The sequence below is a fragment of the Nonomuraea sp. PA05 genome (assembly GCF_008086045.1).
Taxonomy (GTDB): Bacteria; Actinomycetota; Actinomycetes; order Streptosporangiales; family Streptosporangiaceae; genus Nonomuraea; species Nonomuraea monospora.
Genome location: NZ_VSEY01000004.1, coordinates 235,188 through 260,943 on the forward strand (window position 1 = coordinate 235,188; position 25,756 = coordinate 260,943).

Here is a 25,756-nt window from a genome sequence, read left to right on the forward strand (position 1 = left end):
ATGTCAACCCCTGTGCTGGAGAAGCCCTCGACGGCTCGGGTGGGCGGCGGCTTGCTCGACCCGAAACAGATGATCCGGTCGCTGCCGGACGCGCTGCGCAAGCTCGACCCGCGGGTCATGTGGCGCAACCCGGTCATGTTCATCGTCGAGATCGGCGCGGTGTTCACCACCGTGCTCGCCGTCCTCGACCCGTCCGTCTTCGCCTGGGCCATCGTGCTCTGGCTGTGGCTGACCGTGATCTTCGCCAACCTGGCCGAAGCCGTCGCCGAAGGCCGCGGCAAGGCCCAGGCCGCCACGCTGCGCGCGGCCAAACGCGACACCACCGCCCGCCGCGTCACCGGCGAGATCGTCCCCGCGCCCGAGCTGCGGCAGGGCGACGTGGTGATCGTCGAAGCCGGAGAGATCATCCCCGGCGACGGCGACGTCATCGACGGCATCGCCTCCGTCGACGAATCGGCCATCACCGGCGAATCCGCGCCGGTGATCCGCGAGTCCGGCGGCGACCGCTCGGCCGTGACCGGCGGCACCAAGGTGCTGTCCGACCGGATCACCGTCAAGATCACTCAGAAGCCCGGCGAGAGCTTCGTGGACCGGATGATCGCCCTGGTCGAGGGCGCCAACCGGCAGAAGACCCCGAACGAGATCGCGCTCAACATCCTGCTGGCCGCGCTGACCGTCATCTTCCTGATCGCCACCGCCACCATGCAGCCTCTCGCGATCTACTCCAAGACCATCAACCCCGGCGTCGCCGACTCCCTGGCACTGACCTCAGACGGTGTGACCGGGATCGTGCTGGTCTCCCTGATCGTCTGCCTGATCCCGACCACCATCGGCGCGCTGCTGTCGGCGATCGGCATCGCGGGCATGGACCGCCTGGTGCAGCGCAACGTGCTGGCCATGTCCGGCCGCGCCGTCGAAGCCGCGGGCGACGTGTCCACGCTGCTGCTGGACAAGACCGGCACCATCACCCTGGGCAACCGCCAGGCCGCCGCGTTCCTCCCGGTGGACGGGGTCAGCGAAGAAGAACTCGCCGAAGCCGCACAACTGTCCAGCCTGGCCGACGAAACTCCCGAGGGCCGCTCGATCGTGGTCTTCGCCAAGGAACACTACGGCCTGCGGGAACGGGAGGTCCACGGCGCCGAATGGGTGCCGTTCACCGCCCAGACCCGCATGTCGGGGGTCAACCTGGGCGGCCGGGAGGTGCGCAAGGGCGCCGCCACCGCCGTCATGGAGTGGGTGCGCCACCCGACCGACGACATCGGCCACATCGTGGACGGCATCTCGGCCTCGGGCGGCACCCCGCTCGTGGTGGCGGAGAAGGGCCGCGTGCTGGGCGTGATCCACCTCAAGGACGTGGTCAAACAGGGCATGCGCGAGCGCTTCGACGAGATGCGCCGGATGGGCATCCGCACCGTCATGATCACCGGCGACAACCCGCTGACCGCCAAGGCCATCGCGGATGAGGCCGGGGTGGACGACTTCCTGGCCGAAGCCACCCCCGAGGACAAGCTCGCCCTGATCAGGAAGGAGCAGGAAGGCGGCCGCCTGGTCGCGATGACCGGCGACGGCACCAACGACGCCCCCGCCCTGGCCCAATCCGACGTCGGGGTGGCGATGAACACCGGCACCTCCGCCGCCAAGGAGGCCGGGAACATGGTCGACCTCGACTCCAACCCGACCAAGCTGATCGAGATCGTCGAGATCGGCAAGCAGCTCCTCATCACCCGCGGCGCGCTGACCACCTTCTCCATCGCCAACGACATCGCCAAATACTTCGCGATCATCCCGGCCATGTTCGCCGCGGTCTACCCCGGCCTGGACGCGCTCAACATCATGCGCCTGGCCAGCCCGCAGTCCGCGATCCTCGCCGCGGTCATCTTCAACGCCCTGGTCATCATCGCCCTCATCCCGCTCGCGCTCAAAGGTGTGCGCTACCGGCCCTCCAGCGCCTCCAAGCTGCTGTCCCGCAACCTCTACCTCTACGGCCTGGGCGGCATCATCGTCCCGTTCATCGGCATCAAGCTCATCGACCTGATCATCCAGTTCCTTCCGGGGATGGCATAAATGAACCGCCTACCGAGCTGGGTCCGCCAGCACCTGGCCGCGCTGCGCGCGCTGCTCGTGCTCACCGTGGTCACCGGCATCATCTACCCGCTGGCCGCCACCGGCGTCGCCCAGGCCCTGTTCCACGACCAGGCCAACGGCTCCATGGTCGCCACCGGCCAGGGCAGCACGCTGATCGGCCAGTCCTTCACCGACGCCGACGGCAACCCGGTCAGGAAGTACTTCCAGTCCCGCCCCTCAGCCGCCGGCGACGGCTACGACCCGACCTCCACAGCCGCGAGCAACCTCGGCCCGGAGGACGTCCTCGACACCCCCGACCGCCCATCACTGCTCACCCAGGTCTGCGCCCGCTCCACAGCGGTCGGCGAACTGGAGGGCGTCAGCGGCGCCCGCCCCTTCTGCACCCCCGACGGCGTCGGCGCGGTCCTCAAGGTCTTCCCCGGCCACGCCGTCAGCGTCAACCAAGCCTGCCCCGCCACCCCGTTCATCCCCACCTACCAGGGCCTCACCGTCCAATGCGCGCAGCCCGGCCAGGACTACACGGCCGGCCGCACCGTCCCGATCCGCGGCGACGCCAAGGCGGTCGTCCCCGCAGACGCGGTCACCGCCAGCGGCTCCGGCCTCGACCCGCACGTCTCGGTCGCCTACGCCGAGCTCCAGGCCCCCCGTGTCGCCAAGGAGCGCGGCCTGGCTCTTGACCGGGTGAAGGCGCTGATCGACGAGCACACCACCGGCCGCGCGCTCGGCTTCATGGGCGAACCGGCGGTGAACGTGCTCGAACTCAACCTGGCCCTGGACCGGCCATGAGCAGGGGCCGCCTGCGGGTCTACCTCGGGGCGGCCCCCGGGGTCGGCAAGACCTACGCCATGCTCAGCGAGGGCCGCCGCGCCCGCGAGCGCGGCAGGGACGTGGTCGTGGGCTTCGTCGAGACCCACGACCGCCCCCGCACCGCGTCCCTGCTGGAGGGCATGGAGGTCATCCCGCGCAAGACCTTCGTGCACCGCGGCGCCACGTTCACCGATCTGGACGTGGCGGCGGTCATCGAGCGCGCGCCGAAGGCGGCGCTGATCGACGAGCTGGCCCACACCAACGTGCCAGGCGCGAAGCACGTCAAACGCTGGCAGGACATCGACCAGATCCTGGACGCCGGCATCGACGTGATCACCACGGTGAACATCCAGCACCTGGAGTCGGTCAACGACGTCGTCCAGGAGATCACCGGCATCCCGCAGCGCGAGACCGTCCCCGACGAGGTGGTGCGCAGAGCCGACCAGATCGAGCTGGTCGACATGTCCCCAGAGGCACTGCGCAGAAGGATGGCGCACGGCAACGTCTACACCCCCGAGAAGGTGGACGCGGCCCTGTCGAACTACTTCCGCGTCGGCAACCTGACCGCGCTGCGCGAGCTGGCCCTGCTCTGGGTCGCGGGCAAGGTGGACGACCAGCTCGACCGCTACCGCGCCGACCACGGCATCGCCGGGACGTGGGAGGCGCGCGAACGGGTCGTGGTGGCGCTGACCGGCGGCCCCGAAGGCGACACGCTCGTGCGCCGGGCGGCCCGCATCGCCGCCCGCACCAAGGGCGCCGACCTGCTGGCCGTCCACGTCACCAGCTCGGACGGGCTGGCCGGCGGCGATCCGGCCACCCTGACCCGTCAACGCTCCCTGGCGGAGAGCATGGGCGGCAGCTACCACCAGGTGGTCGGCGACGACATCCCGAGAGCGCTGCTGGACTTCGCGCGCGGCGTCAACGCCACCCAGCTCGTGCTCGGCGCCTCGCGGAGGGGTCGCTTCGCGCAGATCTTCGCGCGCGGAGTGGGTGTGGAGACGACGGCGCTGTCCGGCCCCATCGACGTGCACCTGGTCACCCACGAGGAGGTCAAGAAGGGCCGCCGCCGGCCGGAACGGTCCCGGGCCGCGCTGAACAGGAAGCGCAGACTGGCCGGATGGGCGACCGCGGTGGCGGGCATGCCGCTGCTGACCGCCGTCCTGCTGCCGTTCCGCGACGTGATCTCGCTGCCCAGCGAGATCCTGCTGTTCCTGTGCCTGGTCGTGGGGGTCGCCCTCGTCGGCGGCACCTGGCCCGCCTTCACCGCCGCCGTGGGCGGCTCGCTGCTGCTCAACTGGTTCTTCACCCCGCCCGTCGGACAGCTCACCATCGCCGATCCGGAGAACCTCCTCGCTCTCATCGTGTTCGTCCTGGTGGCGGCGGCGGTCTCGACGATCGTGGATCTGGCCGCCCGGCGTACCAGGGAGGCGGCCCGCGCCCGCGCCGACGCCGAGGCGCTGTCCACGCTGGCCGGGCACGTGCTGCGCGGCGAGGCCGCGCTGCCGTCGTTGCTCGCCCGCCTGCGCGAGACGTTCGGGCTGGACTCGGTGACCCTGCTCGAACGGCTCGGCGAGCCCGCCCCCGACGACCAGGGGGAGCCGGAGGCGTGGCGGATCATCGCCACCTCCGGCGCCGCGCCCTGCACCAGCCCAGCTTCGGCCGACAACGACGTCCAGATCGACGACCGGCTCGTGCTCGCCGCGCGCGGCCGGCTGCTGAACGCCAGCGACCGGCGGGTGCTGGAGGCGTTCGCCGCCGAGGCGGCCGTCGCGCTGCGGCAGGAACGCCTCCAGCAGGAAGCCGAGCAGGCCAGACCGCTGGCCGAGGCCGACCGGATGCGCACCGCGCTGCTCGCCGCCGTCAGCCACGACCTGCGCACTCCCCTGGCCGCCGCCAAGGCCGCCGTCGAGAGCCTGCGCAGCGACGACGTCACCTGGACGCCCGGGGACCGCGACGAACTGCTCGCCACCGCCGACGAGTCACTCGACCGGCTGGACCGGCTGGTGGCGAACCTGCTCGACATGAGCCGCCTGCAAGCGGGCGTGCTCGGCCTGGCGTTGCAGCCCGTCGCCCTGGAGGAGATCGTGCCCCGCTCCATCGACGACCTGGGGCCGCTGCGCGACCGCGTCGAAGGCGACATCTGCGTGGACCTGCCCGACATCGTCGCCGACCCGGTCCTGCTGGAACGCGTCCTGGTCAACCTCATGAGCAACGCCGTCCGCTACAGCCCGGCCGATCAGAACGTGCTCATCACGGCGAGCCGGCACGAAGACCAGGTGGAGATCCGGGTCATCGACCGCGGCCCCGGCATCCCCCGCGAGATCCACGACCGCGTCTTCCTGCCGTTCCAGCGGCTCGGCGACCGCGACAACGGCACCGGCGTCGGCCTCGGCCTCGCGCTCTCGCGCGGCCTCACCGAGGCGATGGGCGGCACCCTCACGCCCGACGAAACCCCAGGAGGAGGCCTCACGATGATCGTCAGCATGCCCATCTCGTCCCGGGCGGTGACCCGATGACCAAGATCCTCGTCGTGGACGACGAGCCGCAGATCCTGCGCGCCCTGCGCATCAACCTGGCCGCCCGCCACTACGAGGTCGCGGTCGCCGCCGACGGCGCGGCAGCGCTGCGCCAGGCCGCAGAGTGGCATCCCGACCTCATCGTCCTCGATCTCGGCCTGCCCGACCTCGACGGCGTGGACGTCATCCACGGGCTGCGCGGCTGGACCAAAACCCCCATCGTGGTGCTGTCCGGGCGGGCGGGCAACCAGGACAAGATCGACGCCCTGGACGCCGGCGCCGACGACTACGTGACGAAACCGTTCGGCATCGAGGAGTTCCTGGCCCGCATCCGCGCCGTCTCCCGCCGCGCCGCCATCGCCGAGGGCGAGCTGGCCCGCGTCCAGCTCGGCGACCACGTCGTGGACCTGACGAGCAAGACCGTCTCGGGCGGCCTGCGGCTGACCCCCACCGAGTGGCACATCCTGGAGATCCTGCTGCGCAACCCCGGCAAGCTCATCCCCCAGCGCTACCTGCTCACCGAGGTGTGGGGCAGCAAGCACGTCAAGGAGACCCACTACCTGCGCCAGTACATGGCCCAGTTGCGCAAGAAGTTCGAGCGCGACCCGGGGCACCCGCGGCACCTCATCACCGAGCCGGGCATGGGCTACCGCTACACCCCGTGACGCGGGCCGCTCAGAACCGGAAGCGCACGATGCGGGTGGAGCGTCTCATGCCCGGCAGCAGGAGCACGAGGCGGTACATGCGGCGGACGTTCGCGGGGGCCTTGGCCATCAGGATCGGCGAGTCGTACATGGGCGTCTCGTCCACGTACTCGAGCCGCGGATGCCATCCGGCCAGCGCGGCCGGATCGTTGAAGCCGCAGTGGAACCGGGTGCCGTACTTGCGCAGCGTGGGGTCCCACTTCGAGGTGCGCCACGCCCAGACCGGCACCGTGTCGATCTGGATCTGGCCGGTGGGGAAGGCGTCCACGACGCTGGTGAGCAGGCGCCGCGCGTCCGTCTCGGTCAGGTACGGCACCAGCCCCTCGGCGATCATCAGCACCGGGCGGCCGCGCGGGATCCGCTCCAGCCAGGTCAGGTCGGTGACGCTGGAGCCGATCAGCGTGTAGTGCTCGCGTGGCGGCAGCAGGCGTCGCCGCAGCTCGATGACGGCGGGGTAGTCCAGGTCGTACCAGTCGACGGTGGCGGGCGGGTCGATCCGGTACGCGCGCGCGTCGAGGCCGCAGCCCAGGTGCAGGACCACCGCGTCGGGGTGGCCGGCCAGGAAGCTCCGGGCCCAGTCGTCGTGGGCCTTGGTGCGCACCACGGCCGCGAGGCCGAGCTGGCTGGTGCCGAATCGGCGCTGGTCGTAGCCGGGGTCGAGGAGGCGCATCACCTGCTCGGCGTGCTCGTCGCCGAGAATCGGGTCCGGCAGCCGGTTGTCCAGGGCCTTGGCCTTGAGGACGGGGCTGAGCGTCTTCTGCGCCCCGACGAGTTCGGTCTCCTTCACGGCAACGACGCTACTCTTATTTCACGAAATTTGTGAAGTGTCCGAATAGCTTAAACTGTGAGGCCCACGACGAGGAGGGGAGCCGCCGGTGACGCGAGCGGACGAGGGCGCCATCGCCGGTTTCCGTGAACGGTTCGCACAGATCATGGTCGAGTCCGGCATGCCCCGGATGGCCGCGCGCGTCTACGCCGCGCTGCTGGTCACCGACTCCGGCCGGCTGTCGGCCGCCGAGCTCGCCGACCGACTGGGCGCCGGCGCGCCGGCGATCTCGGGCGCGGTCAAGTACCTGGTGCAGGTACGGCTCGTCGAACGCGGCCGCGAACCGGGCACCCGGCACGACTTCTGCCGCATCCACGAGCACACCTGGAGCGAGTTCATCAGCCAGTCCGACCCGACGCTCGTCCGGATCGAGGCCGGCTCCGGCGAGGGCACCGCGCTGCTGGGCCTCGACTCCCCCGCCGGGCGGCGGCTGGACGAGACCCGGCGGTTCTTCGCGTTCATGCGCGAGGAGATCAAGGAGTCGATGGCGAAGTGGTCACGACTCCAGGAGGCCGAACGCCGCATCTCACAACAGGGGTGATGGCAGCGCCCCCGCCGGGCCGGAGGCCGACGCTACGCGCAGGTCTTCTTCTCCGGGGCGCAGAACTTGACCTCCGGGTAGCTCGCCGACGGCTTGTCCAGCAGAGGCTGCGGCTTCTTACGCAGGTGCTGGTCGAAGAAGGCGACGACGTACCGGCGGGTGACGGCCATGGCGCGGGCGCCCGGGATGTCAGCGCCGTCCTCGATGCCGAGCTGATCCACCAGCACCCCGAGGTCGGTGAAGGACGTGTGCGCGGCCCCCGTCACGAGCAGCCAGCGCTTCCAGCCGTGCAGCCCCGCCCAGACGCCCTCCCAGTTGGCGCCGGTGCCGGGCCGGCCCGGCGTGTACGTGGCGGGCTTGCCCAGCAGCAGGAACGGCCGGGACAGCCCCTCCTCGGGCAGTTCGGCCTCGACGGTGCCGTCCACGTCGATGCCTGCGCGCAGCCGGGAGTCGGCGGCCATGGCCGCCAGCGTGCTGGCGCCGCCGGCGGACTGGCCGGACATGGCGATCCTGGAGGTGTCGATCAACCGCGAGCCCTTCCACTTCGGGTGCTTGCCGGTCAGCTCGTCCAGCACGAAGGAGACGTCGGCGGCGCGGCCCTTCTCCAGCTTCTGCCACACGCTGAGGTCCTTCTTCATCTCGCACGTGACACAGGTCGTGACTCGCCCGTCGGGGAAGGTCTGGGCGACGTTCTCGTAGGTGTGGTCGATGGCGACCACCACGTACCCGCGGCTCGCCAGCTCCTCGGCCAGGGCCGTCAGCTCGGACCTGGGCTTGCTGTGCCCCGGGGAGAGCACGATGAGGGGCAGGCTGTGCGCGCTTCCGGCTGGGCGGGCGTCGGTGAAGGCGTTGGTGCGCACCTTGCTCAGCGTGTCGGCCGGGACGGTGGTGATCTCCCCGTCCTTGAGCAGCAGCTCGGACTCCTTGGGCGTCATGTACTGCGCCCGCCGGCGGCCCGGCGCCTTGGCCGGGTACCACAGCGAGACCATGAGCTCGCGCGCCTTGGCGCTGGGGACCCACGGGTCGGGGCGCGAGGCGTCCTTGAGGTGGAGGGACGTGGTGCCGACCGGCCGGGAGCCGGTGGGGGCGGGCAGGTACGGCTCGGCGGCGGCACGCGTCCCAGAAGCGGGGGCACCGGCGGAGGCGGACGCGGCCGGGACGAGGCTGGTGGCCGCCATCACGGCGGCCAGCCCGGCGACGGCGAGCAGCCGACCCCTCCCCCGGAATCCGCGCAGCCCACGAGGCGCGGCCAGGACGATCAAGTGACTCATGCCTGACGACTATACTCTGAGTATATACACCCGGTGTTCATTGCGACCTCTCCGGGCAGCGGACGCTCGTAGATCCGCCGCCGATCGCCTGGAGCCCGATGCAACCCCCGCCCGGTCCGGCGGCATCTCCTCTCATGTGAAGTCATCTATCGGGGAGTCCCATGGACCTTGACGAGGAGTACACCACTTACGTGCGGGGCCGGCTGTCCTGGCTGCGGAAGATCGCCTACTCGTTGTGCCAGGACTGGCACCGTGCCGACGACCTCGTGCAGACCGCGATCACCCGGCTCTACGTCAAGTGGCGCCGGGCGCGGGCGGCCGACGACCTCGACGCCTACGTACGGGTGGTCCTGATCAGGGTCTTCCTCGCCGAACAGCGCAAGGGCTGGTTCTCGCGGGTACGGCTGGCGCCCGCCACCTCCCACCAGCCGGTCGAGCACGGCGACCGGGACACGGCCATGGACCTCCGCCGGGCCCTCGCCGCCGTCCCCCCGCGTCAGCGCGCCACGCTCGTCCTGCGCTTCCACTGCGACCTGAGCGTGGAGCAGACCGCCCACGCGCTGGGCTGCTCCACCGGAACCGTCAAGAGCCAGACCGCCCGCGGCCTCGCCACCCTGCGCGCGATGCTCGGCGAGCCGGAACCCCGTCTAGCACGTGCGGAGGAATGCTGATGGACGTCAAGCAGATGTTCGACACGCTGACGCGCGAGGAGCAGCCGCCTGCGGCGGTGGACGTCGGCCGCGCCGTCGCGACAGGACGCGCCGTGCGCCGGCGCCGCCGTGCGGCCGTCGCCGGGGCGACTGTGACGGCGGCGGTGACGGCGGCGGTGACGGCGGCGGTGACGGCCGCGGTGGTCCTCGCCACCTGGACGGTCCGGCCGTCGCCGGAGCGGCAGGAGCAGGTCGCCGTGCCCGCCACGGCCACGCCACAGCCCATCTACAGGGGATTCGCGGAGCTGAAGAAGGAGCAGCCCCCCAAGGGCAGGATCGCCTCCGTGCCGCCGCTCGTCATGTGGGTGAGCGACGCGCCCGGCAAGAACGAGCTGTTCCTGTGCGAGAGCGGGCCGAACGGCAGCTCCTGCTCCGGCTTCCGGCCGCTCGCCGCCGGCGAGTTCGCCCGCACGGAGGGCAAGCTGCGCGGTGTCGACGTCTGGTTCGGGTTCGCCAGGAGCACCGTTCACGGGGTGAGGGCTGTCACCAAGAACGGCAGGAGGCTTCCCGGGAACCTCACGCGAGGTGTCGCAGCGGGGCTCGGGCTGTGGTCCGTCGAGTATCCCCGGGGGGCCGACGTGCGGAGACTCGACTTCGTCGACGCGAAGGGGAAGATCCTGCAGCGCATCGCAGCCCGGTGACCACCCGTACGTCACTCCACCTGCCACCGGCAGATCACCTTCGAGACCAGGGTGGCGCCGATGCGCTGATAGAACCGCTGCGCCGCCACGTTGGCCGCGGCCACCTCCCACCGGATCACCTTGCCGTCCGCAGCCTCGGCCACCGCGTGCATCAACCGCTCGCCGGTCTTCCGGCCGCGTTCCCCGTCCGAGACGAAGAGGTCGTCCAGCGCGAGGTAGTCCTCGCCCGACCACATGCTGACCCGCACGAGCCAGGACACGTATCCGATCGCCCGCCCGTCCCGCTCCGCGAGCAGGTAGCCGATCTCGGGGCGGGCGAGCAGCTCGCGCATGCGGCCGGCGCTCACGGCGACCGCGGACGGCTGGCCCTGATGCCCGGCCAGCTCCGACATCAACGCGTGCACGGTCGCCGCGTCGGCGGTCGTGGCACGACGGATCGACACCATGAAAGATCTCCTTGTCAGCCGGTGGGCGGGAGGTGACGGAGCTGGACGAGCGCCAGGACGGCGGCGCCGGCCGCGATGACCGCCGCGACGACGGCCGCCACGTTCAGCCCGCCCGCGAACGCGTCACGGGCGGGCGCGAGCACCGCCGCGGCGAGGTCGGCAGGGAGCGCCTGCGCCGCCGACACCGCCCCGTCGAGGCTGTCGCGGCCGGCCGCGGCCACCTCGGGCGGCAGGCCGGCGGACATCGCGGTGCTCACCTGGGCCCGGTAGACGACGGCGCCGATGCTGCCGATGACCGCGATGCCGAGCGAGATGCCCAGGTCGCTGCAGGTGGTGGCCAGCCCGGACGCCGCCCCCGCCTTCTGCGGCGGCACCGAGCCGACGACGAGGTTCGTGGTCAGCGCCATGGACGGCGCGACGGCGGGATAGAGCACCATGAACCCCACGACCAGCAGCGGCAGCCCGCCTGCGACGTCCACCTGGGTGAGCAGCAGGTAGCCGATCACCTGCACGCCCAGCCCGGCCGCGATCAGGTGGCCGGGGCGGACGCGGCGTACCAGGACGGGTGAGAGCGTGGAGACCACGACCAGCAGGGCCGCGCCGGGCAGCACCCACAGCCCTGCCCGCAGCGGGGAAAGCCCCTCGACGAGCTGCAGGTACTGGGTGAAGAGCAGGTAGACGCCGCCGAGCGCGGTCGCGGCGAGCAGGAAGACGCCCAGCGCGCCGCTGACCGTGCGGTTGGCGAACAGCCGCACGTCCAGCAGCGGCTCGGGCAGGCGGAGCTGGCGGACGAGGAACCAGGCGCCGAACGCCAGCCCGGCCACGATGCCCGCCAGCGCGGGCAGCAGGGAGTCCGGCCTGGCCAGCTCCTTGACGCCGTAGACGATCGGCAGCAGGGTCGCCAGCGACAGCAGCACGCTGAACAGGTCCACGCGGCCGGCGGCCGGGTTGCGCGGGTTGGGCAGCAGCAGTGGGGCGCCGATCGCGACGATCGCCATGATGGGCACCGCGATCAGGAAGGCCGCCCGCCAGGAGAACGCCTCCAGCAGCGCCCCGCCGATCACCGGGCCGAGACCGGTGCCGACGGAGATGCCGCCCGACCAGACGCCGACCGCGATGCCGCGCTGCCTCGGGTCGGTGAACGTGGCGAAGATCAGGCCCAGGGTGGCGGGCATCTGGGTGGCCGCGGCGACGCCCAGCAGCGCCCGCCACACGATCATCAGGGCGGGGTCGGAGGTGTTGGCGGCGAGCAGCGACACGACGGCGAAGAGGGCCGCGCCCGCGATCAGCAGCCGCCGGTGGCCGATCCTGTCGCCGAGCGTGCCCATGGTGACCAGCAGGCCGGCCATCAGGAAGCCGTAGATGTCGATGATCCACAACGTCTGGGTGCTGCTCGGCTTCAGGTCCGCGGCCAGTTGGGGGATGGCCAGGAACAGGATGGTGAGCATCATGAACAGCAGCAGGGCGGGCAGGACCAGCACCACCAGCCCTGCCCATTGTCTGAGACCGGCGCGCCGGTCGAGGTCCGCGGAGGACATGCGGGGATTCCTTCGACGATTCGGGAGTGACCGCGCCAACGTTAGGAACGCCCGGCCGGTCGCCGAATCAGTGAAGTCGCCGGTCTCCGGGGGGTGTCCCTGGTCAGGCGGGACTGTCCCGGGTCAGGCTGGGCTGTTCCTGGTCAGGCCGGGCGCTCGGCGAGGACCAGCCGCATCAGCTCGGCGCGCGAGGTGATGCCGGTCTTCTGGAAGACCTTGCGCAGGTGGTAGTCCACGGTCCGGGGGCTGAGGAAGAGCTGGGCGGCGATCTCCCTGTTCGTCAGCCCCTCGCCGACGGCCAGGGTGACGCGCAGCTCCTGCGGGGTGAGCGTGCTCAGGGCTCCCGTGTCGTGCGGCCGGGCCGACTCCCCTGCTGCGCGCAGCTCGCCCAGCACCCGGTCCTCCCAGGCGAGCGCGCCGAGCCGGCGGAACGTCTCCGCCGCACCGCGCAGGTGCCGCTGGGCTTCGGTACGTCGCCGGTCCCTGCGTAGTCGCTCGCCGAGCAGCAGTTGTGTCCTGGCGTGCTCCAGCGCGGAGCCGAGGCGCAGGCTCTGCGCGAAGTGCGCGTCGGCGGTGCCGCCGGTGGAGAGCAGCGCCCGGCAGCGGGCCGCGAGGGCGGCGGGCTCGGGTGCGGCCGTGCGGCTGCTCCACCGCTCGTAGCGCGCGGCGGCAGCGGCGGCCCGGTCGCGCTCACCGGCACGCACCAGCGCCTCGACGAGGTCGGGCACGACGCCCATGACCAGGTCACTGTCCCCACCACCGACCGCCCCGAAGTGCGGTGAGCCGTCGCCGGCCGCCTCCCAATGCTGTGAGCCGTCGCCGGCCGCCTCCCAATGCGGTGAGCCGTCGCAGGCCGCCTCCAGGTGCCGCACCGCTTCGGCGTACCTTCCGGCGGCCAGCTCGATGAGGCCGAGTGCCCGCCAGGCGGACGTCATCGCGTCGGTCAACCGGCGCTCGCTCGCCTCGGCCAGCACGTCGGCGGCCAGCTCGGCAGCGTCAGGACGCCCGCGGAAAGCCGCGCACAAGGCGAGCAGGCCGCGGTTGCGGCAGGCCGTGCTCGGCTGGCCGACCTCGACGGCGAACTGGTACCCCTCCTCCGCGTGCGCCTCGGCGAGCCCGAGCCTGCCCCGCGCCAGCTCGTCGGCGGCCTGGTACTCGAGGTTCCACGCCAGCGCCCCGAGCGCCCCACCGGCCCGCGCCAGCCGCCCCGCCTCGCGATACAGCCGCCGGGCGAGCTCGACGTCACCCAGCGCGCGCACCACGGCGCCCGCCATGGTCATCAGGATCGGGTCGGCGAGCGACTCCAGCGCGGCGGCCCCGCCCCACCGCGCGGCTGCCTGCTCCCGTCCGGTACGAACCTGAGCGGCATGACGCAGCAGCACCAGCACCGCGTCCCGCGGGTCGTCCGGCTCCAGCGGGATCCCCTCAAGCCAGCCCGCGAGGTCGTGCCAGACCTCCGGCTGCCGGGTACGCGCGCCGAGGTCCCCGTACATGGCGACGGTCGGGGCGAACCGCCGCCGGTCGAGCCGCAGGACGTGCGGGATCCACGGCCGGATGAGGCCCAGCGCGTCTTCGGGAGAGCCGGCGAACTCGGCCACCACGGCGCGCATCACCGCCAGCGGGATCCGGTCGGCCTCGTCCAGGTGGGGTTCGCGGTCGGCCCGGTCGAGCAGTCGCACGGCCTTGGCGGTGAACCCGCCCTCCAGGGCGGCGTGCGCGGCGGTCCACAGCCGCCGTCCCCTGCGCCGGGCGTCCGCGGTGAGCTCGGCCGCTCTCGACAGCGCGGCCATGGCGGCGGCCGGGCCGCCACGTGCGGCGGCCTGCTCGGCGGAGCGTTCGAGCTGCTCTGCGGTCTGCTCGTCGGGGCCGACCGCCGCCTGCCCGAGGTGCCAGGCACGCCGGTGCTGGTCGGCCGTGCCGTCGAGGGCCGCGGCGAGGGCGCGGTGGATCGCGGCGCGCCGTTCGGCGGTGGCGCTGTGGTAGATCGCGGACCGGATCAGCGGGTGCCGGAACGCCAGCCGCGTCCCGTCGTAGGACAGCAGCTCGTCCAGTTCGGCGCGGTGCAGCGGGCCGGTGTCCACCCGCAGCGACGCGGCGGCCCGCTCCAAACCGTCCAAGCCGCCCAAACCGTCCAAGCCGCCCGGCCTGCCTGAGCCGTCCAAACCGCCCGAGCCGCCCGAGCCGCCCGAGCCGCCCGGCCTGCCTGAGCCGTCCGAGCTGCCCGAGCCCGCCGAGCCGTCGGCGGCGAGGAGCTGGAGCAGCGGCAAGGATCCGGCGTGCCGCGCCCGGACCTTGGCCAGGAACGACCGTTGCAGCTCGTCGGTCATGGCGGGCGGCTCGGGCGTGCCCTCCGGGGGTATCGGCGTCCCGGCGAGCTCGATCAGAGCCAGCGGATTCCCCCCGGTGACCGCCAGCAACCGGCTCTGCTCGGCGCCGGACAGCCGCCGCCCGTCCAGCAGCGCGGTGGCCGACCGCCTGTCCAGGCCCATGAGCGGGACGCGACGCAGACCGGGCAGGTCGGCGCCGTGCCCCTCGTCGGCCCGCGCGGCGAGCACCAGCGCGACAGGCTCGTCGTTCAGGCGGCGGGCGACGAACGCGAGAGTCTTCAACGTCGGCTGATCCACCCAGTGAGCGTCGTCGACGAGACAGAGCACCGGCTGATCGCCGGCCAGCAGGGACAGCGCCGACAGGGTGGACAAGGCGACGAGGAACGGATCGGGCGGCGTCCCGTGCGCCCGCCCGAACAGCACGTCCAGCGCCTGCGCCTGCGGCTCCGGCAGCCCGCCGGCCCGGCTCAGCACGGGGAACAGGAGCTGGTGCAGCGTCGCGTACGCCAGATCGGACTCCGGCTCGGCGCCGACGGCGCGCAACACCAGGAAGCCGGTGGCCTGCTCCTCGGTGTGGGACAGCAGCGCGGTCTTGCCGATGCCTGGCTCGCCTTGCAGGATCACCCCGCCGCCACGGCTTCCGGCGGCTCGCCTGAGCACCGACGCGAGCAGCCCGATCTCGTCGTCCCTGCCCACCAGCCTGCCGGACGAGACCGGCGACTTCACCGATGTGGTCGTGGCCATGCTTCTCCTACCGTCAGGCACCGGACAACCGCGCAGGCAAGGGACGGGACCATCGTGAGGCGTGGAGCGTTGACCGGCCGCACCGCCATCGTCATCGGAGCCGGACCCGTCGTGGCATCCGCGCTGACCCGAGCGGGCGCCGCCGTCGTCCTCGCCACCTGCCCGGACGCCGCCCACGCGGACGCCACCTGCCCGCACGCCGCCTGCCCGCACGCCGCCTGCCCGCACGCCGCCTGCCCGCACGCCACCCGCCCTGTGGCCGCTCCGGGGGCCGCTCCGGTCGCCGTTCCGGTGGACGTACGCGACCCGGCCTCCGTACGGCGGCTCGTCGAGCAGACGCTGGGCGCGTTCGGCCGCCTCGACCTCGCCGTCAACCACGTCCAGCCCCGCGACCTGCCGACGGCGATCCGGTACCAGGCCTCCGCGATGCGGCGCACGGGCGGCGGCCACATCGTCAACCTGGCACCGGACACCGCCTCACGAACCGCCGTGTCCGAGCTGACCCGCACGGCGGCGCGGGAGCACGCCGACGTCCAGATCAACGCCGTAGCGCCGCACGTCAGCCCGGCAGACGTCGCCGACGCCGTCATGTGCCTGTGCTCGGGCGACAGCCCCTTGGCAACGGGCGAGACATGCCACCTCCCACAATCTCTCTGTACCCTACCCCCCTACCGTACCTAGCACCATCCTGACGGTCAGCCCTGGTCCGCCTGCCGCACCTTCGCGTAGTGGCGGGCGGCCCGCGCCCGGTTACCGCACCCCGCCGAGCACCACTCGCGCCGCGAGGTGTCGCGGACGAAGTACAGCACGCAGCCGGGGCCGGGGCAGGCGCGCAGCTCACGGCGGAGCGGCCCGGCGAACAGCTCGACGGCCTCCTCGGCCAGCCCGGCGATCGCGGCCTCGACGGGCCTGCCTGTCGTGCGGACCGCCACGTGCGGTTCGGGATCGGTGCGCAGCTCGCGCCACCTCGGGGCCTGGCCCGCGTGCCGGTTGAGCGCCGCGACCGTGGCCGCGTCGGGGTCGCGGCCGTCCACGGCCGCCGCGGCGAGGGCCCTGATGACGTCCCTCAGCTCCCTGGCGGCGCGCAGGTCGCCGTCCGTCACCTCTCGCAGGTCGGCGTCGCCGAGCGGGACCGCCAGGCGCGGGCGCATGTCGCGCAGCCACGCGGCCAGGTGCTCGGCGTTCTGCAGGCCTTCCCTGGGACGGCCGCGCGCCGCGTACGAGGTGTTGCCGAGTTCGATCGGCGGCGGTTCGCCGAGGAGCGGGGAGCCGCCGTTCGCCAGGAGAGCCACTTCCACTTTTCTAACGCTACCGCCATGTTGACGCCGTTAGGAACCTTCTGCCATATTTCTAACGTCGCATCTGGCTCTGAGCCATTAGAAATTGGAGTTTCCGCATGACCGCACCAGCCCTGCAGACCGGGCACGTCGCCCTGAACGTCACCGACCTGGCCCGCTCAACCGCCTTCTACAACCAGGTCTTCGGCTTCGAGACCATGGCCGAGCAGCCCGACGGCGACCGCAGGTTCGCCCTTCTCGGCCGCGACGGCACCCTGGTGGTGACGCTGTGGCAGCAGAGCGGCGGCGACTTCGCCACGGACCGCCCCGGGCTGCACCACCTGTCGTTCCAGGTGCCCGACGTCGAGGAGGTCCGCCGCTACGAGACCGTCCTGCGGGGTCTCGGCGTGCGGTTCGCCTACGACGGGGTCGTCCCGCACGGCGAGGGCGCGTCCTCCGGCGGGGTGTTCTTCAGCGACCCGGACGGCATCCGGCTGGAGATCTACGCGCCGACCGGCGCCGACGCCGCACCGGCGCCCGTCCAGGGCGCCCCTACCTGTGGCTTCTTCTAAAGATCGCCGGTACCCGAGCCGCGACGGAAGGGCATCGCTCATGTTCCACCGAGGTGAACACGCAGTACAGCGCCGCGCCGGCCTGACCGTCGACGGCTGGGGGTCGGCCGGGGTCGGCGCGACCATCCCCCAGGTGGCCGCGGACTTCCTCAGCCGCCAGCGCCTGATCGTCATCGCAGCCGCGGACGAGACGGGCGCCGCCTGGGCCGGTGCGCTCACCGGCCCGCCTGGGTTCGTCACCGTCCCCAACGACCGCACCATCGTCGCCGACCGGCTGCCCGCCACCGGCGATCCGCTCTCCGGCCTCTTCGACGCCGAGCGACCCGTCGGCCTGCTCGCGATCGAACCGGCCACCCGCAGACGCATGCGCGTCAACGGCCGCGCCCGCGGCGACGGCGGCCGGCTCACCATCCGCACCGAACAGGTCTACTCGAACTGCCCGAAGTACATCCAGACCCGCGCCGACGCCGACGACTCCCCTGCGCAGAGCAGGACGGCGCTGGTCACGGACGCTCTCACCGCCGGCCACCAGCGATGGATCGCCGCGGCCGACACGTTCTTCGTCGCCACCTACGTGGCCGGGCTGGGCGCCGACGCCTCGCACAGGGGCGGCAACCCCGGCTTCGTCACCGTGACCGGCGACCGCCGGCTGACCTGGCCCGACTACGTCGGCAACTCGATGTACATGACGTTGGGCAACCTCGAACTCGAACCGCGCTGCGGGCTGCTGTTCCTGGACTGGGAGAACGGCCACACCCTGCACCTGACCGGCCGCGCCCGCGCCGACTGGGACCCGGCCAGGGCCGCCGCCGTGCCGGGCGCGCAACGCCTGATCGACTTCGACGTGGAACGCGTCGTGCACATCACCGGCGACCTCCCCCAGCGGTGGTCGTTCGGCAAGTACTCCCGGTTCAACCCCACCTGACGAAAGGCGACCATGCGTGTCCGTGTCGACCTGACCCTGTGCCAGACCCACGCCCAGTGCGTCTTCGCCGCTCCGGAGGTGTTCTCCCTCGACGACGATGACGAGCTGTTGTACGACGCCACGCCTGCCGACGCGTCGTGGCCCGCCGTCGAAGAGGCCGCCCGGGCCTGCCCCGTGCAGGCCATCTCTCTGGACGATGACTGACCCGCGCGCCGCGTCGCGATCGCCGGCTGGTTCAGACACTCACCTCGGCCGGCTGGAGGCGGGCGTCCTCGGCGGTGCGCAGCCGGCGTACGGGAGAGAACACCACGCACACGGGCGCCGGCGCGAGCCCGACGCCGCCGACCAGCAGCCCGGCCCGCAGCCCGGCTCGCAGCCCGGGCAGGTCGCCCAGCAGACCGCCCGTCACCGCGCCGAGCGGGAGCACGCCGAACGAACCGGGCCAAGGCGGCCAGGCACTACCAGCGGACCAAGGCGCGGCGGACGCCCGGGTGACGCGCGCGGGTCACCCGGTCGCGAGGAGGATCTTCAGCAGGTCCTGCGGGGCGTCACGCATGAGGTTGTGGCCGCTGTCGAGGGCGTGGGTGATCCATCGGGGGTCCTGGATCAGCCGCTGGTAGGTGGCGGTGAAGGGTGACGGGGTCGGCCAGCCCGCCGCGTACACGTAGACGTCGCGGCGGTCGCGGGCGGCGCCGCCGGTGAGGCGCAGCGGCTGGAGCAGGGACGCGAGGGGGTGCGGGGTGGCCCGAGGGTCGAAGAAGGGCAGCGGGCGCACCGCGTCGCCGGTCTCGGCGTACCACTGTCGTTCGCGGTCGGAGACCAGGTCCCACATGGACTCGCCGTCGCCTGGCACGACGGCGTCCAGGTAGACCAGTGATCGGACGCGCTCGGGCATCCGGTCGGCGGCCCCGGTGATCACCATTCCGCCGTAGCTGTGGCCGACCAGGACCACGTCCTGGAGCTGTTCGGCCGCCAGCACGCCGGTCACGTCCTGGATGTGGGTGTCCAGGTTCACGCCGGCGTGCGGGAGGTGGCTGCGCTCGGACAGGCCGGTCAAGGTCATGGGGTGTGCGCGGTGCCCGTGGGAGCGCAGCTCTTCGGTGAGCTCGCTGAAGCACCAGCCACCGTGGCACATGCCGGGGATCAGCACGAAGGTGGTCACTGTCGTTCTCCATGTCCGGTGGCGGGCGTTGAGGTCTCGATCGGTCGTGGGCGTACGGTGGCGGCGATCACCGCGGCGGCGGCGCACAGGATCGCGGTCCAGGCCAGGGTGGCGTCGGTCGAGGTGTGGTCGGCCAGGAGCCCGGCGATCCATGGCCCGGCGGTCTGGCCCACCGCGAACACGGTGGTGAAGGCCGCCAGCGTGGCCGTCCAGCCGGCGGGCGGGGTTGCGGCCCTGACCAGCGCGGTCACGGCGGCGGGCACGCTCATGAACGTCGCGCCGAAGACGATCGAGGACGCGAGCACGAGCGCCGGGGCCGCCAGCGCGATCACCGCGCCGCCCGCGAGCAGGGCCAGCAGCGTGGCGAGCGCGCCGCCGCCGCGCCAATGGGTGATGGGACGGCTCCACAGCGCCGGTGCCGCCATGACCGCCGCCCCCAGCGCCGTCCAGATGAGCATCACCTGAACGAGGGGCGCGTCGCGCTCGGCGAGATAGGCGGACAGGAAGGTGATGTAAGTGATGTATCCGGCGGCGAACAGCAGGTAGGCCAGGGCCGTGCGCCACAGCGGACGCAGCCGCGCCCGTCCGGCGGTGGCGGCCGGCTCCTCCCCGCCCTGGCTCGCGGCCGTCCAGCTCACCAGCGCCGCCAGGCCCGCGGCCAGCCCCATGCCGACCCAGGCGAGACGCCAGTTGGCGCCCAGCGCCGGGATCGTCACGCCGCTGAGGACGATGCCCAGCCCGGTCCCGGCGAAGTAGACGACGATCGGCGTACCGGAGGAGGCCCGGGCGGCGATCCGCGACGCGATCACCCCACCGGTGATGAACACCACCGCCCCCGTCACGCCCGCCGCGGCCCTGGTGACCAGCAGCGCCGCATAGTGGCCGCTGACGGCGGTGGCCGCCAGCGCCACCGCTGTCAGCACCATACTCCAGCGGAAGGCCGCCGCGGTGCTCACCCTGCGAACCAGGGCCGCGGTCACCAGCGCACCGGCCAGGTGGCCGAGCCCGTTGGCGGTGCTCATCACCCCGGCCTGGGCCAGGCTCCAGTGCAGGTCGTCGCGCATGGCCGGGAGGAGCAGGCCGTAGGCGAAGCGGGCCAGCCCCAGCGCCGAGGCGGTGCCCGCGGCCAGCCGCACCGCCTCGGCGACCTCGCTGCGGCTTTCGCGCCACCTGACCATGCCGTCACCGCCATCAAGGTCGAACCGATCGGTACGATCCACGACTCTAACAGTAGGTCGAACCGACCGGTACCATCATCACCAGGTCACAGAAATTTCGCGGATTCGCAGAGACGACGCAAGAATTTTTCTCACAAACCCGGATGAGCCAGAAACATTCATGTCTCACGCTGATCACAGGGGTAGCGCCCGAGCCATGTGGAGGGCGTAGTGTGAGCGATACCCCGGACACGTGCCCGTCCCCCCTGGGCTTTGATGGAGGTCCGCTGCTGTGCCGTCGCTGACGTTCAGTTCCCAGCATCTGCCCGGCGTGACCGTGATCGCGGCGGCCGGCGAGGTGGACACCCCCACCGCCCACCTTCTCGACGACTACATCAGCCGCACCCGCCGCCATCAAGGCGAGCACATCGTGCTGGACCTGAGCGAAGTGCCGTACCTGGACGACTCGGCCCTGCGCATACTGCTGCAGACCCACGTCCTCGCCCACCGCAACGGCGCCGGCCTGCACCTGGCGGAGTTGCAGCCGGGCCCGGCGCACCTGCTGCGCGTCACCGAGGTCGAGGGCCTGCTCAACGTGCACTCCAGCGTGGAGCAGGCCATTCGCGCCGCACTTCAGGCAGCCCAGCCCTCCCCGGTGGGCGGTGCGAGCTAACGAACCTCCCGCTACTTTGTGGTACGATATAGCAGTACTTGGTGCTACCGAGTACCACAAGAGGCGAAGAGGACCACGATGGACGACCTGACGGAGATGCTGAAGGGCACGCTCGAAGGCTGCGTGCTCGAAATCATCGGCAGCGAGGAGACCTACGGGTACGCCATCACGCGCCGGCTCAACGAACTCGGCTTCACCGACGTCGTCGAAGGAACGGTGTACACCATCCTGCTGCGACTGGAGAAGAACAAGCTCGTCCAGGTCACCAAACGACCGTCCGGGATGGGCCCGCCGCGCAAGTTCTACGCGCTCAACGACGCGGGCCGCAATCAGCTCGCGACGTTCTGGGCGAAATGGGAGTACGTCTCATCGCGGATCGACAAGCTCAGGGAGGGCGGGGCATGAACTTCTGGGAGACCATCACAGGCAGCGATCTCACCAGAGAATGGAAGGCGTTCGAAGCCCGGGCGGCGGCACTGCCGGCCGACCACCGGGCGGCCTGGGAACAGATCAAAGGCCACCTTGTCCTGTACGGCGACTTCAGCGGCCGCAATCTGATGCCCATTCTCGATGGCGCCCTGGGGCTCCTGGAGGAAACAGCGTCCGACGGGCAGAGCATTCACGACGTGCTCGGTGACGACATCGCGGGCTTCTGCGCGGCGCTGGCCGGCGGAGAAGGCGCCCGCAACTTCCGCGACCGGTGGCGCGAGCAGTTGAACAGGAACGTGGCACGGAAACTGGGCCGGTTGGGAGGCTGACGTGAGCATCCAGGACATCATCGAGGGCAAGAAGCAGTGGCGCGCGCACATGGCGCGGGTCAAGGCGCTCCCCCCGGACTATCAGATCGTCTACAAGGAGTTGCAGAAGTACTTCTTCAAGGTCGGCCCCGTCGACTTGCCTGACGGGCCGTTGCTCCCTGGGATCGTCGACTTCTTCGAGGAAGGCGTCGCGTCCGGCAAGGGCGTCCTGGAGCTCATCGGCGACGACGTCGCCGCTTTCGCCGACGACCTCATCAAGGATTCGCCCACGTACGCGGCGATCTATCAGGAGTCCCTCGCCAAGAAGAACGGCGCAGCCGGGAAGTAACGCCCGGTCGGAAAAATCGCTGGCCCGGACGACGCGTTCCGCCCCACACTGGAACCGTGATTACGGAGTGTGTCCGGTTGTATCGGGATCTGTGTGCGGCGCTGGTCCCGGGTGCCGGGCTGGAGGCGGTCGCGGCGGAGCTGTCCCGGGTGATCGCGCCCGTGGTGCCGCATGACGCGATGCGCTGCGGGACGAGCAGCCCGTCGTCGGGCCCGGGCATCACCACGCTGGCGTTCTGGCACGGGTACACGCCCGACCTCGGCCGCGAGCTGCTCAGCCCGGACCGGGTAGGCGAGTACCTGGTGGAGCTGGGCCAGCTGGCGCGGCAGCAGGTCCCCGTGACGTTCTCCCGGCGGTTGCGGCCCGGCATGCGGGACCGGCTGCTGGACGCGCACAGTGCCGGCGAGGAGCTGTGCCTGGCGCTGCGGTCCGCGCGGGGTGTGTGGGGCGTGCTCTGCCTGATGCGGGCGGCGGGCGGCCGTCCGTTCGGCGTCGCCGACGCACGGCGGCTGGCCGAGGTCGGGCCCGCGCTGGTCGCCGCGTTCCGCAACTACGTGACGGCCCCGCCGGCCAGGTCGCTCGCGCCCGAGCCGCAGCCGGGCATGCTCGTCGTCGGGGCCGACAGCCGGATCAGGATGATGACGTCGCAGGCGCAGCCGTGGCTGGAGGCGATGCGGACGCACCTGGCCGTACCCGACTGGCTGGCCGACTGCTCGTTCGCGTGCCTGGCCGCGGCGGCCCGCGAGCAGCCGCGTCACGTGCGGCTCTGCGTCCCCTCGGTGGGGTGTGGCTGGTGGACGACGATCGAGGCCCAGCGGCTCGGCGACGACGGCGACGTGGCGATCATGATCCAGCGCGCGGCCGGCAGGTCGCTGATGCCGTCGTTCTGCGACTGGTACGGGGTCACCGCCCGCGAACAGCAGATCATGCAGCACCTCTACAGCGGGTCCGCGCCCAAGCAGATCGCCCGCGCGCTCGACCTGTCCCTCTACACGGTCGGCGACCACCTCAAGGCGCTGTTCCGCAAGACGGGCACCAGCGGACGCGACGAACTCATCGCGTCCCTCAACACGTGAGGTCCCACGCACCTCGGCGGGCCCTCTGACAGGAGGGGGAGGGCCCGCCGAGGTGAACGGCCGGTCGTTCAGGGGGTGGTGAACAGCCACCACTGGGGGGTGCCGTTCTGCGCACAGAAATACGACACCCATTGACCGGCCTGCTGCCCTTGGTTGCCGGCCACCCAGCAGACCTCGTAACTGGCATAAGGGCCGTAGACGGACTGGGCGGTTGCGGGAGCGGCGCCGAGCGCCAGGAAGGCGGCGCCGACGAGGCCGGCGAATAGACGGGCCCGGAAACGCATCGTTGTTTCCTTTCTTTTCGCTGTCAGATGTTGTGCGAGAAGTCGCCGCCGAAACCGGCGATGAAGACGTGGCTGTCGATCTGGCCGGCGGCGAAGAACAGCGAGATCCCGCAGCCGAAGTTGATGCCGTCGCGGCCCACGGGGAAGACGTTGTTCCCGCTCAGGCCGTGGGCGTGGTTGCCTTCGATCTTGAGGTCGTCCCTGGCCAGGATGCGGTTCGGGCCGTCCCAGACGTGCACGTGGAGGAGGGAGCTGGTCTCCCGCGCGTCGAAGAGGATGAGCACCCTGTCCAGGGTGGCCCGGCGGTCCTCGACGAGGACGGGGGTGGGGATGGCGAGGTGGATCCAGTCGCCTCCGTTCGCCGGGAGGGTGAAGGTGACGCCGAATCCCTGGCGGAGTGTGCCCGTCGCGGGGTTCTCGGCCACGGCCGTGAAACCGTGCTGCCATGACGCGTACGTCTTTGCCATTGTCGTTCTCCTTGCGCTTTCTCGGTGGAGTCCAGTGCTTTCTGGTAACTCGACGATAAAGCGCCTTGAACGAGTCTTGATATCCCTAAGGCTAGGGATGAACATTTCTCAGGAAACGCACTTATAGGGCAATTCAGCGCGGGTCAGCCGAGACCCGCCAGCAACGCCGACAGCCTGCGCAGCCCTCGCGTCGTGCGGGCCTTGACGGTGCCGAGCGGCACCCGCAACCGGTCGGCGATCTCCCGCTGCGTCAGGTCGGCGAAGTAGGCCAGTTCGATGGCCTGCCGCTGGGCGTGCGGCAGTGCGGCGAGCGCTCTGCCGAGCCGGTCGCGATCGGCCAGCACGTCCGCCACCGGCCGTTCCCGTACGGGCGGGTCGCCGACCTCGTCCAGCGGGACCGTGGCGGGCCGGCGGACGCGCAGGTGGTCGATGGCGCGGCGGTGGGCGATGGCGAACACCCAGGCGGCCTGGCTTCTGGTGGGATCGTAGCGGCGGCGCGAGCGCCAGAGGTCGGCGAAGACGATCTGGATCATGTCCTCCACGTCCTGAGCAGGCACGAACCGGCGCAGGTACGAGCGCAGGGCGGGGGCGTGCGTGCGGTAACACTCGTCGAGCGCTTCCTCGTCACTGATCTCCATGGCCTTGCCCCTCACCCGAAAAATCTATTCAAAACTTATTCATAGCGGGGTTGGGGGTGCCGCCACAAGCTTCGCCGGGGGCGTCGCGGGCCTAACTGAGCGTGGACGTGATGCGTGCGACGGCGTCAGGCAGCGTCGACACGCGGATGACGCCCGGAGGTGGATCGCCCTGCCAGCCGAGCCCGCCGATGACGATCTGGCAGGCCGGACGCAGCCGCGGCAGGGCGGCGAGCGGGGTGGTGTCGCCGGTGGCGGCCTGCTGCGACCAGATGAACACCGCGGCCGGGCCGAGCCGGCGCATGGCGTGGGCGAGGGCGGTGTAGGGGGTCCGGGCGCCCAGGACGCGGGTCCGCACGTCCAGTTCGGCGAGCGCGGCGGCCAGCGCGTGCACCGGCAGGCTGTGCTGCTCGTCCTCGGCGCAGGCCAGCAGCACCGGACGAACCGCGACCGCCGGGACGTCTCCGACTCGGCGAAGCGGGGCCGCTTGGTCCACGCGTGCCGGGACGTCTCCGGCGCGGCGGTGCAGGGCCGCCTGGATCCGGTCGGACAGTAGGTGCTCGGCGTCGATGCCCGCCCCCGCCTCGTCCTGGCGGCGGCAGATGGTGTCGAGGACGGGCAGCAGCAGCCGCTCCCACGTCCACACCACGCCGTGCGCGTCCAGCGCCTGCTCGACCAGGGCGGAAACGGCGTGGCTGTCGAGCATGAACGCGGCCCGAGCCAGCGCGGCCGTGGCCGGGCGGGCGCCGGGCCGTCCGGGGGAAGGCGGGACGGCCAGGTCCGGTGAGGGGTCCGCGGCCGGGACGGCCAGGTCCGGTGACGGATCCGCGGCCGGGACGGCCGGGTCCGGCGACGGGGCCGCGGACGGGAGGGTCAGGGCGAGCCTGGCGGCTTCGGCGGCCGGCAGGCCGGTGGCGATCAGGCGCTTCATCTCGGCCAGGCGGCGCAGGTCGGCGGCGTCGTAACGGCGGTGGCCGCCGGCGCTGCGACGGCTGGGGCCCAGGCCGTACCGCAGGTTCCAGGTGCGCAACGTCGGCGCGGGCACGCCCAGCCGCCGGGAGACGGCTCCGATGCCGTAACCCGCCTCTTCTTCGCTGACCGGTTTGTCCTCGCCCATGGTTCCTGCTGCCGCTCGACGTGTCCGACCATCTTTTCGCGGTTGTGGGGGTGCTCGGACGCATAAGCGAGCGTGTCCCGTTCGGGATTCGGCGTCCGGTGGTTACCGTGAAGAAGCGTTTCGGATCGGGTGCAACCGGGTCCGCTCCTCCTGCGAAGGCTTTCTATAG

At 71.6% G+C, this 25,756-nt stretch carries 29 protein-coding genes; 16 read left to right on the forward strand and 13 right to left on the reverse strand.

Annotated elements, in window-relative coordinates; genetic code table 11:
• Genes kdpB through FXF51_RS08445 form a run of 4 tightly spaced genes read left to right on the forward strand, consistent with a single transcriptional unit; the run spans position 1 to position 6,073 of the window.
• Positions 1–2,064, forward strand: coding sequence for a potassium-transporting ATPase subunit KdpB (gene kdpB, locus FXF51_RS08430; protein ID WP_148433702.1), 2,064 nt, complete (start codon positions 1–3; stop codon positions 2,062–2,064).
• The gene (locus FXF51_RS08435) at positions 2,065–2,871 is read left to right on the forward strand and encodes a potassium-transporting ATPase subunit C (protein WP_148433703.1); all 807 of its coding nucleotides are present in this window, start codon (positions 2,065–2,067) and stop codon (positions 2,869–2,871) included. It abuts the gene before it with no gap.
• The gene (locus FXF51_RS08440) at positions 2,868–5,408 is read left to right on the forward strand and encodes a DUF4118 domain-containing protein (protein ID WP_148433704.1); all 2,541 of its coding nucleotides are present in this window, start codon (positions 2,868–2,870) and stop codon (positions 5,406–5,408) included. Before FXF51_RS08435 ends, FXF51_RS08440 begins: the two co-directional genes overlap by 4 nt.
• A complete protein-coding gene (locus FXF51_RS08445) occupies positions 5,405–6,073 on the forward strand; it encodes a response regulator (protein WP_148433705.1) in 669 nt (222 codons plus the stop codon). The genes FXF51_RS08440 and FXF51_RS08445 overlap by 4 nt, the downstream gene beginning before the upstream one ends.
• A gap of 10 nt (positions 6,074–6,083) precedes the next feature.
• Here the strand turns inward: FXF51_RS08445 and FXF51_RS08450 are convergent, their stop codons facing one another.
• Positions 6,084–6,899, reverse strand: coding sequence for a class I SAM-dependent methyltransferase (locus tag FXF51_RS08450; protein ID WP_148433706.1), 816 nt, complete (start codon positions 6,897–6,899; stop codon positions 6,084–6,086).
• Between the two features lie 88 nt (positions 6,900–6,987).
• Between FXF51_RS08450 and FXF51_RS08455 the strand changes: the two genes are divergently transcribed.
• Entirely contained in the window at positions 6,988–7,479 is a 492-nt protein-coding gene (locus FXF51_RS08455; RefSeq protein WP_148433707.1) for a GbsR/MarR family transcriptional regulator, read from the forward strand.
• A 32-nt stretch (positions 7,480–7,511) separates the two neighbouring features.
• Here FXF51_RS08455 and FXF51_RS08460 read toward each other — a convergent pair whose 3' ends face one another.
• Positions 7,512–8,750 carry an alpha/beta hydrolase family protein gene (locus FXF51_RS08460; RefSeq protein ID WP_222871191.1) on the reverse strand — a complete coding sequence of 413 codons (1,239 nt, stop codon included), beginning with the start codon at positions 8,748–8,750 and terminating at the stop codon, positions 7,512–7,514.
• A 161-nt stretch (positions 8,751–8,911) separates the two neighbouring features.
• Between FXF51_RS08460 and FXF51_RS08465 the strand changes: the two genes are divergently transcribed.
• Positions 8,912–9,421, forward strand: a complete 510-nt coding sequence (locus FXF51_RS08465; RefSeq protein WP_148433708.1) for a SigE family RNA polymerase sigma factor — start codon at positions 8,912–8,914, stop codon at positions 9,419–9,421.
• Complete coding sequence (locus tag FXF51_RS08470; RefSeq protein WP_148433709.1) at positions 9,421–10,101, forward strand: hypothetical protein; 681 nt, start codon at positions 9,421–9,423, stop codon at positions 10,099–10,101. The genes FXF51_RS08465 and FXF51_RS08470 overlap by 1 nt, the downstream gene beginning before the upstream one ends.
• A gap of 11 nt (positions 10,102–10,112) precedes the next feature.
• Here FXF51_RS08470 and FXF51_RS08475 read toward each other — a convergent pair whose 3' ends face one another.
• From FXF51_RS08475 to FXF51_RS08485, 3 genes are all read right to left on the reverse strand, one after another.
• The gene (locus tag FXF51_RS08475) at positions 10,113–10,547 is read right to left on the reverse strand and encodes a GNAT family N-acetyltransferase (RefSeq protein WP_148433710.1); all 435 of its coding nucleotides are present in this window, start codon (positions 10,545–10,547) and stop codon (positions 10,113–10,115) included.
• A 14-nt stretch (positions 10,548–10,561) separates the two neighbouring features.
• Positions 10,562–12,085, reverse strand: coding sequence for an MFS transporter (locus FXF51_RS08480; protein WP_148433711.1), 1,524 nt, complete (start codon positions 12,083–12,085; stop codon positions 10,562–10,564).
• Positions 12,086–12,228: 143 nt separating this feature from the next.
• Positions 12,229–15,156, reverse strand: coding sequence for a helix-turn-helix transcriptional regulator (locus FXF51_RS08485; protein ID WP_148433712.1), 2,928 nt, complete (start codon positions 15,154–15,156; stop codon positions 12,229–12,231).
• A 69-nt stretch (positions 15,157–15,225) separates the two neighbouring features.
• On the opposite strand from FXF51_RS08485, the gene FXF51_RS08490 reads away from it, so the two are divergent.
• The gene (locus FXF51_RS08490; protein WP_148433713.1) at positions 15,226–15,837 is read left to right on the forward strand and encodes a hypothetical protein; all 612 of its coding nucleotides are present in this window, start codon (positions 15,226–15,228) and stop codon (positions 15,835–15,837) included.
• A 14-nt stretch (positions 15,838–15,851) separates the two neighbouring features.
• Here the strand turns inward: FXF51_RS08490 and FXF51_RS08495 are convergent, their stop codons facing one another.
• Entirely contained in the window at positions 15,852–16,454 is a 603-nt protein-coding gene (locus FXF51_RS08495) for a CGNR zinc finger domain-containing protein (RefSeq protein ID WP_262379356.1), read from the reverse strand.
• A gap of 98 nt (positions 16,455–16,552) precedes the next feature.
• On the opposite strand from FXF51_RS08495, the gene FXF51_RS08500 reads away from it, so the two are divergent.
• From FXF51_RS08500 to FXF51_RS08510, 3 genes are read left to right on the forward strand one after another with little or no spacing between them, the layout of a single operon-like run.
• Entirely contained in the window at positions 16,553–17,005 is a 453-nt protein-coding gene (locus FXF51_RS08500) for a VOC family protein (protein ID WP_148433714.1), read from the forward strand.
• 40 nt (positions 17,006–17,045) lie between these two features.
• Positions 17,046–17,930 carry a pyridoxamine 5'-phosphate oxidase family protein gene (locus tag FXF51_RS08505; RefSeq protein WP_148433715.1) on the forward strand — a complete coding sequence of 295 codons (885 nt, stop codon included), beginning with the start codon at positions 17,046–17,048 and terminating at the stop codon, positions 17,928–17,930.
• 12 nt (positions 17,931–17,942) lie between these two features.
• Positions 17,943–18,134 (forward strand): ferredoxin, encoded by a 192-nt coding sequence (locus tag FXF51_RS08510; RefSeq protein ID WP_148433716.1) that lies wholly within the window; start codon positions 17,943–17,945, stop codon positions 18,132–18,134.
• A gap of 31 nt (positions 18,135–18,165) precedes the next feature.
• Here FXF51_RS08510 and FXF51_RS08515 read toward each other — a convergent pair whose 3' ends face one another.
• The 3 genes from FXF51_RS08515 to FXF51_RS08525 all read right to left on the reverse strand — a co-directional run bounded on the left by FXF51_RS08515 (position 18,166) and on the right by FXF51_RS08525 (position 20,312).
• A complete protein-coding gene (locus FXF51_RS08515; protein WP_148433717.1) occupies positions 18,166–18,357 on the reverse strand; it encodes a hypothetical protein in 192 nt (63 codons plus the stop codon).
• Between the two features lie 78 nt (positions 18,358–18,435).
• Positions 18,436–19,092: an alpha/beta fold hydrolase gene (locus tag FXF51_RS08520; RefSeq protein WP_148433718.1), complete on the reverse strand. Its 657-nt coding sequence runs from the start codon at positions 19,090–19,092 to the stop codon at positions 18,436–18,438.
• Positions 19,089–20,312, reverse strand: coding sequence for a YbfB/YjiJ family MFS transporter (locus tag FXF51_RS08525; protein ID WP_262379357.1), 1,224 nt, complete (start codon positions 20,310–20,312; stop codon positions 19,089–19,091). The genes FXF51_RS08520 and FXF51_RS08525 overlap by 4 nt, the downstream gene beginning before the upstream one ends.
• A 229-nt stretch (positions 20,313–20,541) precedes the next feature.
• Between FXF51_RS08525 and FXF51_RS08530 the strand changes: the two genes are divergently transcribed.
• The 5 genes from FXF51_RS08530 to FXF51_RS08550 all read left to right on the forward strand — a co-directional run bounded on the left by FXF51_RS08530 (position 20,542) and on the right by FXF51_RS08550 (position 23,084).
• The gene (locus FXF51_RS08530; RefSeq protein ID WP_148433719.1) at positions 20,542–20,922 is read left to right on the forward strand and encodes an STAS domain-containing protein; all 381 of its coding nucleotides are present in this window, start codon (positions 20,542–20,544) and stop codon (positions 20,920–20,922) included.
• A 78-nt stretch (positions 20,923–21,000) separates the two neighbouring features.
• A complete protein-coding gene (locus FXF51_RS08535) occupies positions 21,001–21,327 on the forward strand; it encodes a PadR family transcriptional regulator (protein ID WP_148433720.1) in 327 nt (108 codons plus the stop codon).
• Positions 21,324–21,680 carry a DUF1048 domain-containing protein gene (locus FXF51_RS08540; protein ID WP_148433721.1) on the forward strand — a complete coding sequence of 119 codons (357 nt, stop codon included), beginning with the start codon at positions 21,324–21,326 and terminating at the stop codon, positions 21,678–21,680. Before FXF51_RS08535 ends, FXF51_RS08540 begins: the two co-directional genes overlap by 4 nt.
• Position 21,681: 1 nt before the next feature.
• Positions 21,682–22,008 (forward strand): DUF1048 domain-containing protein, encoded by a 327-nt coding sequence (locus tag FXF51_RS08545; protein WP_148433722.1) that lies wholly within the window; start codon positions 21,682–21,684, stop codon positions 22,006–22,008.
• 56 nt (positions 22,009–22,064) lie between these two features.
• Positions 22,065–23,084 (forward strand): helix-turn-helix transcriptional regulator, encoded by a 1,020-nt coding sequence (locus FXF51_RS08550; protein WP_148433723.1) that lies wholly within the window; start codon positions 22,065–22,067, stop codon positions 23,082–23,084.
• A 68-nt stretch (positions 23,085–23,152) separates the two neighbouring features.
• Here the strand turns inward: FXF51_RS08550 and FXF51_RS08555 are convergent, their stop codons facing one another.
• From FXF51_RS08555 to FXF51_RS08570, 4 genes are all read right to left on the reverse strand, one after another.
• On the reverse strand, positions 23,153–23,368 hold the full coding sequence (locus tag FXF51_RS08555) for a hypothetical protein (protein ID WP_148433724.1): 216 nt from the start codon (positions 23,366–23,368) through the stop codon (positions 23,153–23,155).
• Positions 23,369–23,391: 23 nt separating this feature from the next.
• Positions 23,392–23,835, reverse strand: coding sequence for a DUF6623 family protein (locus tag FXF51_RS08560; RefSeq protein WP_148433725.1), 444 nt, complete (start codon positions 23,833–23,835; stop codon positions 23,392–23,394).
• 143 nt (positions 23,836–23,978) lie between these two features.
• The gene (locus FXF51_RS08565) at positions 23,979–24,473 is read right to left on the reverse strand and encodes an RNA polymerase sigma factor (protein ID WP_148433726.1); all 495 of its coding nucleotides are present in this window, start codon (positions 24,471–24,473) and stop codon (positions 23,979–23,981) included.
• 91 nt (positions 24,474–24,564) lie between these two features.
• Complete coding sequence (locus FXF51_RS08570) at positions 24,565–25,587, reverse strand: MerR family transcriptional regulator (RefSeq protein WP_148433727.1); 1,023 nt, start codon at positions 25,585–25,587, stop codon at positions 24,565–24,567.
• Positions 25,588–25,756 lie beyond the last annotated feature (169 nt).

Coding starts and splice junctions, on each gene's coding strand:
- kdpB (WP_148433702.1), top strand. CDS start 1: ATGTCAACCCCTGTGCTGGAGAAGCCCTCGACGGCTCGGGTGGGCGGC.
- FXF51_RS08435 (WP_148433703.1), top strand. CDS start 2,065: ATGAACCGCCTACCGAGCTGGGTCCGCCAGCACCTGGCCGCGCTGCGC.
- FXF51_RS08440 (WP_148433704.1), top strand. CDS start 2,868: ATGAGCAGGGGCCGCCTGCGGGTCTACCTCGGGGCGGCCCCCGGGGTC.
- FXF51_RS08445 (WP_148433705.1), top strand. CDS start 5,405: ATGACCAAGATCCTCGTCGTGGACGACGAGCCGCAGATCCTGCGCGCC.
- FXF51_RS08460 (WP_222871191.1), bottom strand. CDS start 8,750: ATGAGTCACTTGATCGTCCTGGCCGCGCCTCGTGGGCTGCGCGGATTC.
- FXF51_RS08465 (WP_148433708.1), top strand. CDS start 8,912: ATGGACCTTGACGAGGAGTACACCACTTACGTGCGGGGCCGGCTGTCC.
- FXF51_RS08470 (WP_148433709.1), top strand. CDS start 9,421: ATGGACGTCAAGCAGATGTTCGACACGCTGACGCGCGAGGAGCAGCCG.
- FXF51_RS08475 (WP_148433710.1), bottom strand. CDS start 10,547: ATGGTGTCGATCCGTCGTGCCACGACCGCCGACGCGGCGACCGTGCAC.
- FXF51_RS08480 (WP_148433711.1), bottom strand. CDS start 12,085: ATGTCCTCCGCGGACCTCGACCGGCGCGCCGGTCTCAGACAATGGGCA.
- FXF51_RS08485 (WP_148433712.1), bottom strand. CDS start 15,156: ATGGCCACGACCACATCGGTGAAGTCGCCGGTCTCGTCCGGCAGGCTG.
- FXF51_RS08500 (WP_148433714.1), top strand. CDS start 16,553: ATGACCGCACCAGCCCTGCAGACCGGGCACGTCGCCCTGAACGTCACC.
- FXF51_RS08505 (WP_148433715.1), top strand. CDS start 17,046: ATGTTCCACCGAGGTGAACACGCAGTACAGCGCCGCGCCGGCCTGACC.
- FXF51_RS08510 (WP_148433716.1), top strand. CDS start 17,943: ATGCGTGTCCGTGTCGACCTGACCCTGTGCCAGACCCACGCCCAGTGC.
- FXF51_RS08535 (WP_148433720.1), top strand. CDS start 21,001: ATGGACGACCTGACGGAGATGCTGAAGGGCACGCTCGAAGGCTGCGTG.
- FXF51_RS08540 (WP_148433721.1), top strand. CDS start 21,324: ATGAACTTCTGGGAGACCATCACAGGCAGCGATCTCACCAGAGAATGG.
- FXF51_RS08555 (WP_148433724.1), bottom strand. CDS start 23,368: ATGCGTTTCCGGGCCCGTCTATTCGCCGGCCTCGTCGGCGCCGCCTTC.
- FXF51_RS08560 (WP_148433725.1), bottom strand. CDS start 23,835: ATGGCAAAGACGTACGCGTCATGGCAGCACGGTTTCACGGCCGTGGCC.
- FXF51_RS08565 (WP_148433726.1), bottom strand. CDS start 24,473: ATGGAGATCAGTGACGAGGAAGCGCTCGACGAGTGTTACCGCACGCAC.
- FXF51_RS08570 (WP_148433727.1), bottom strand. CDS start 25,587: ATGGGCGAGGACAAACCGGTCAGCGAAGAAGAGGCGGGTTACGGCATC.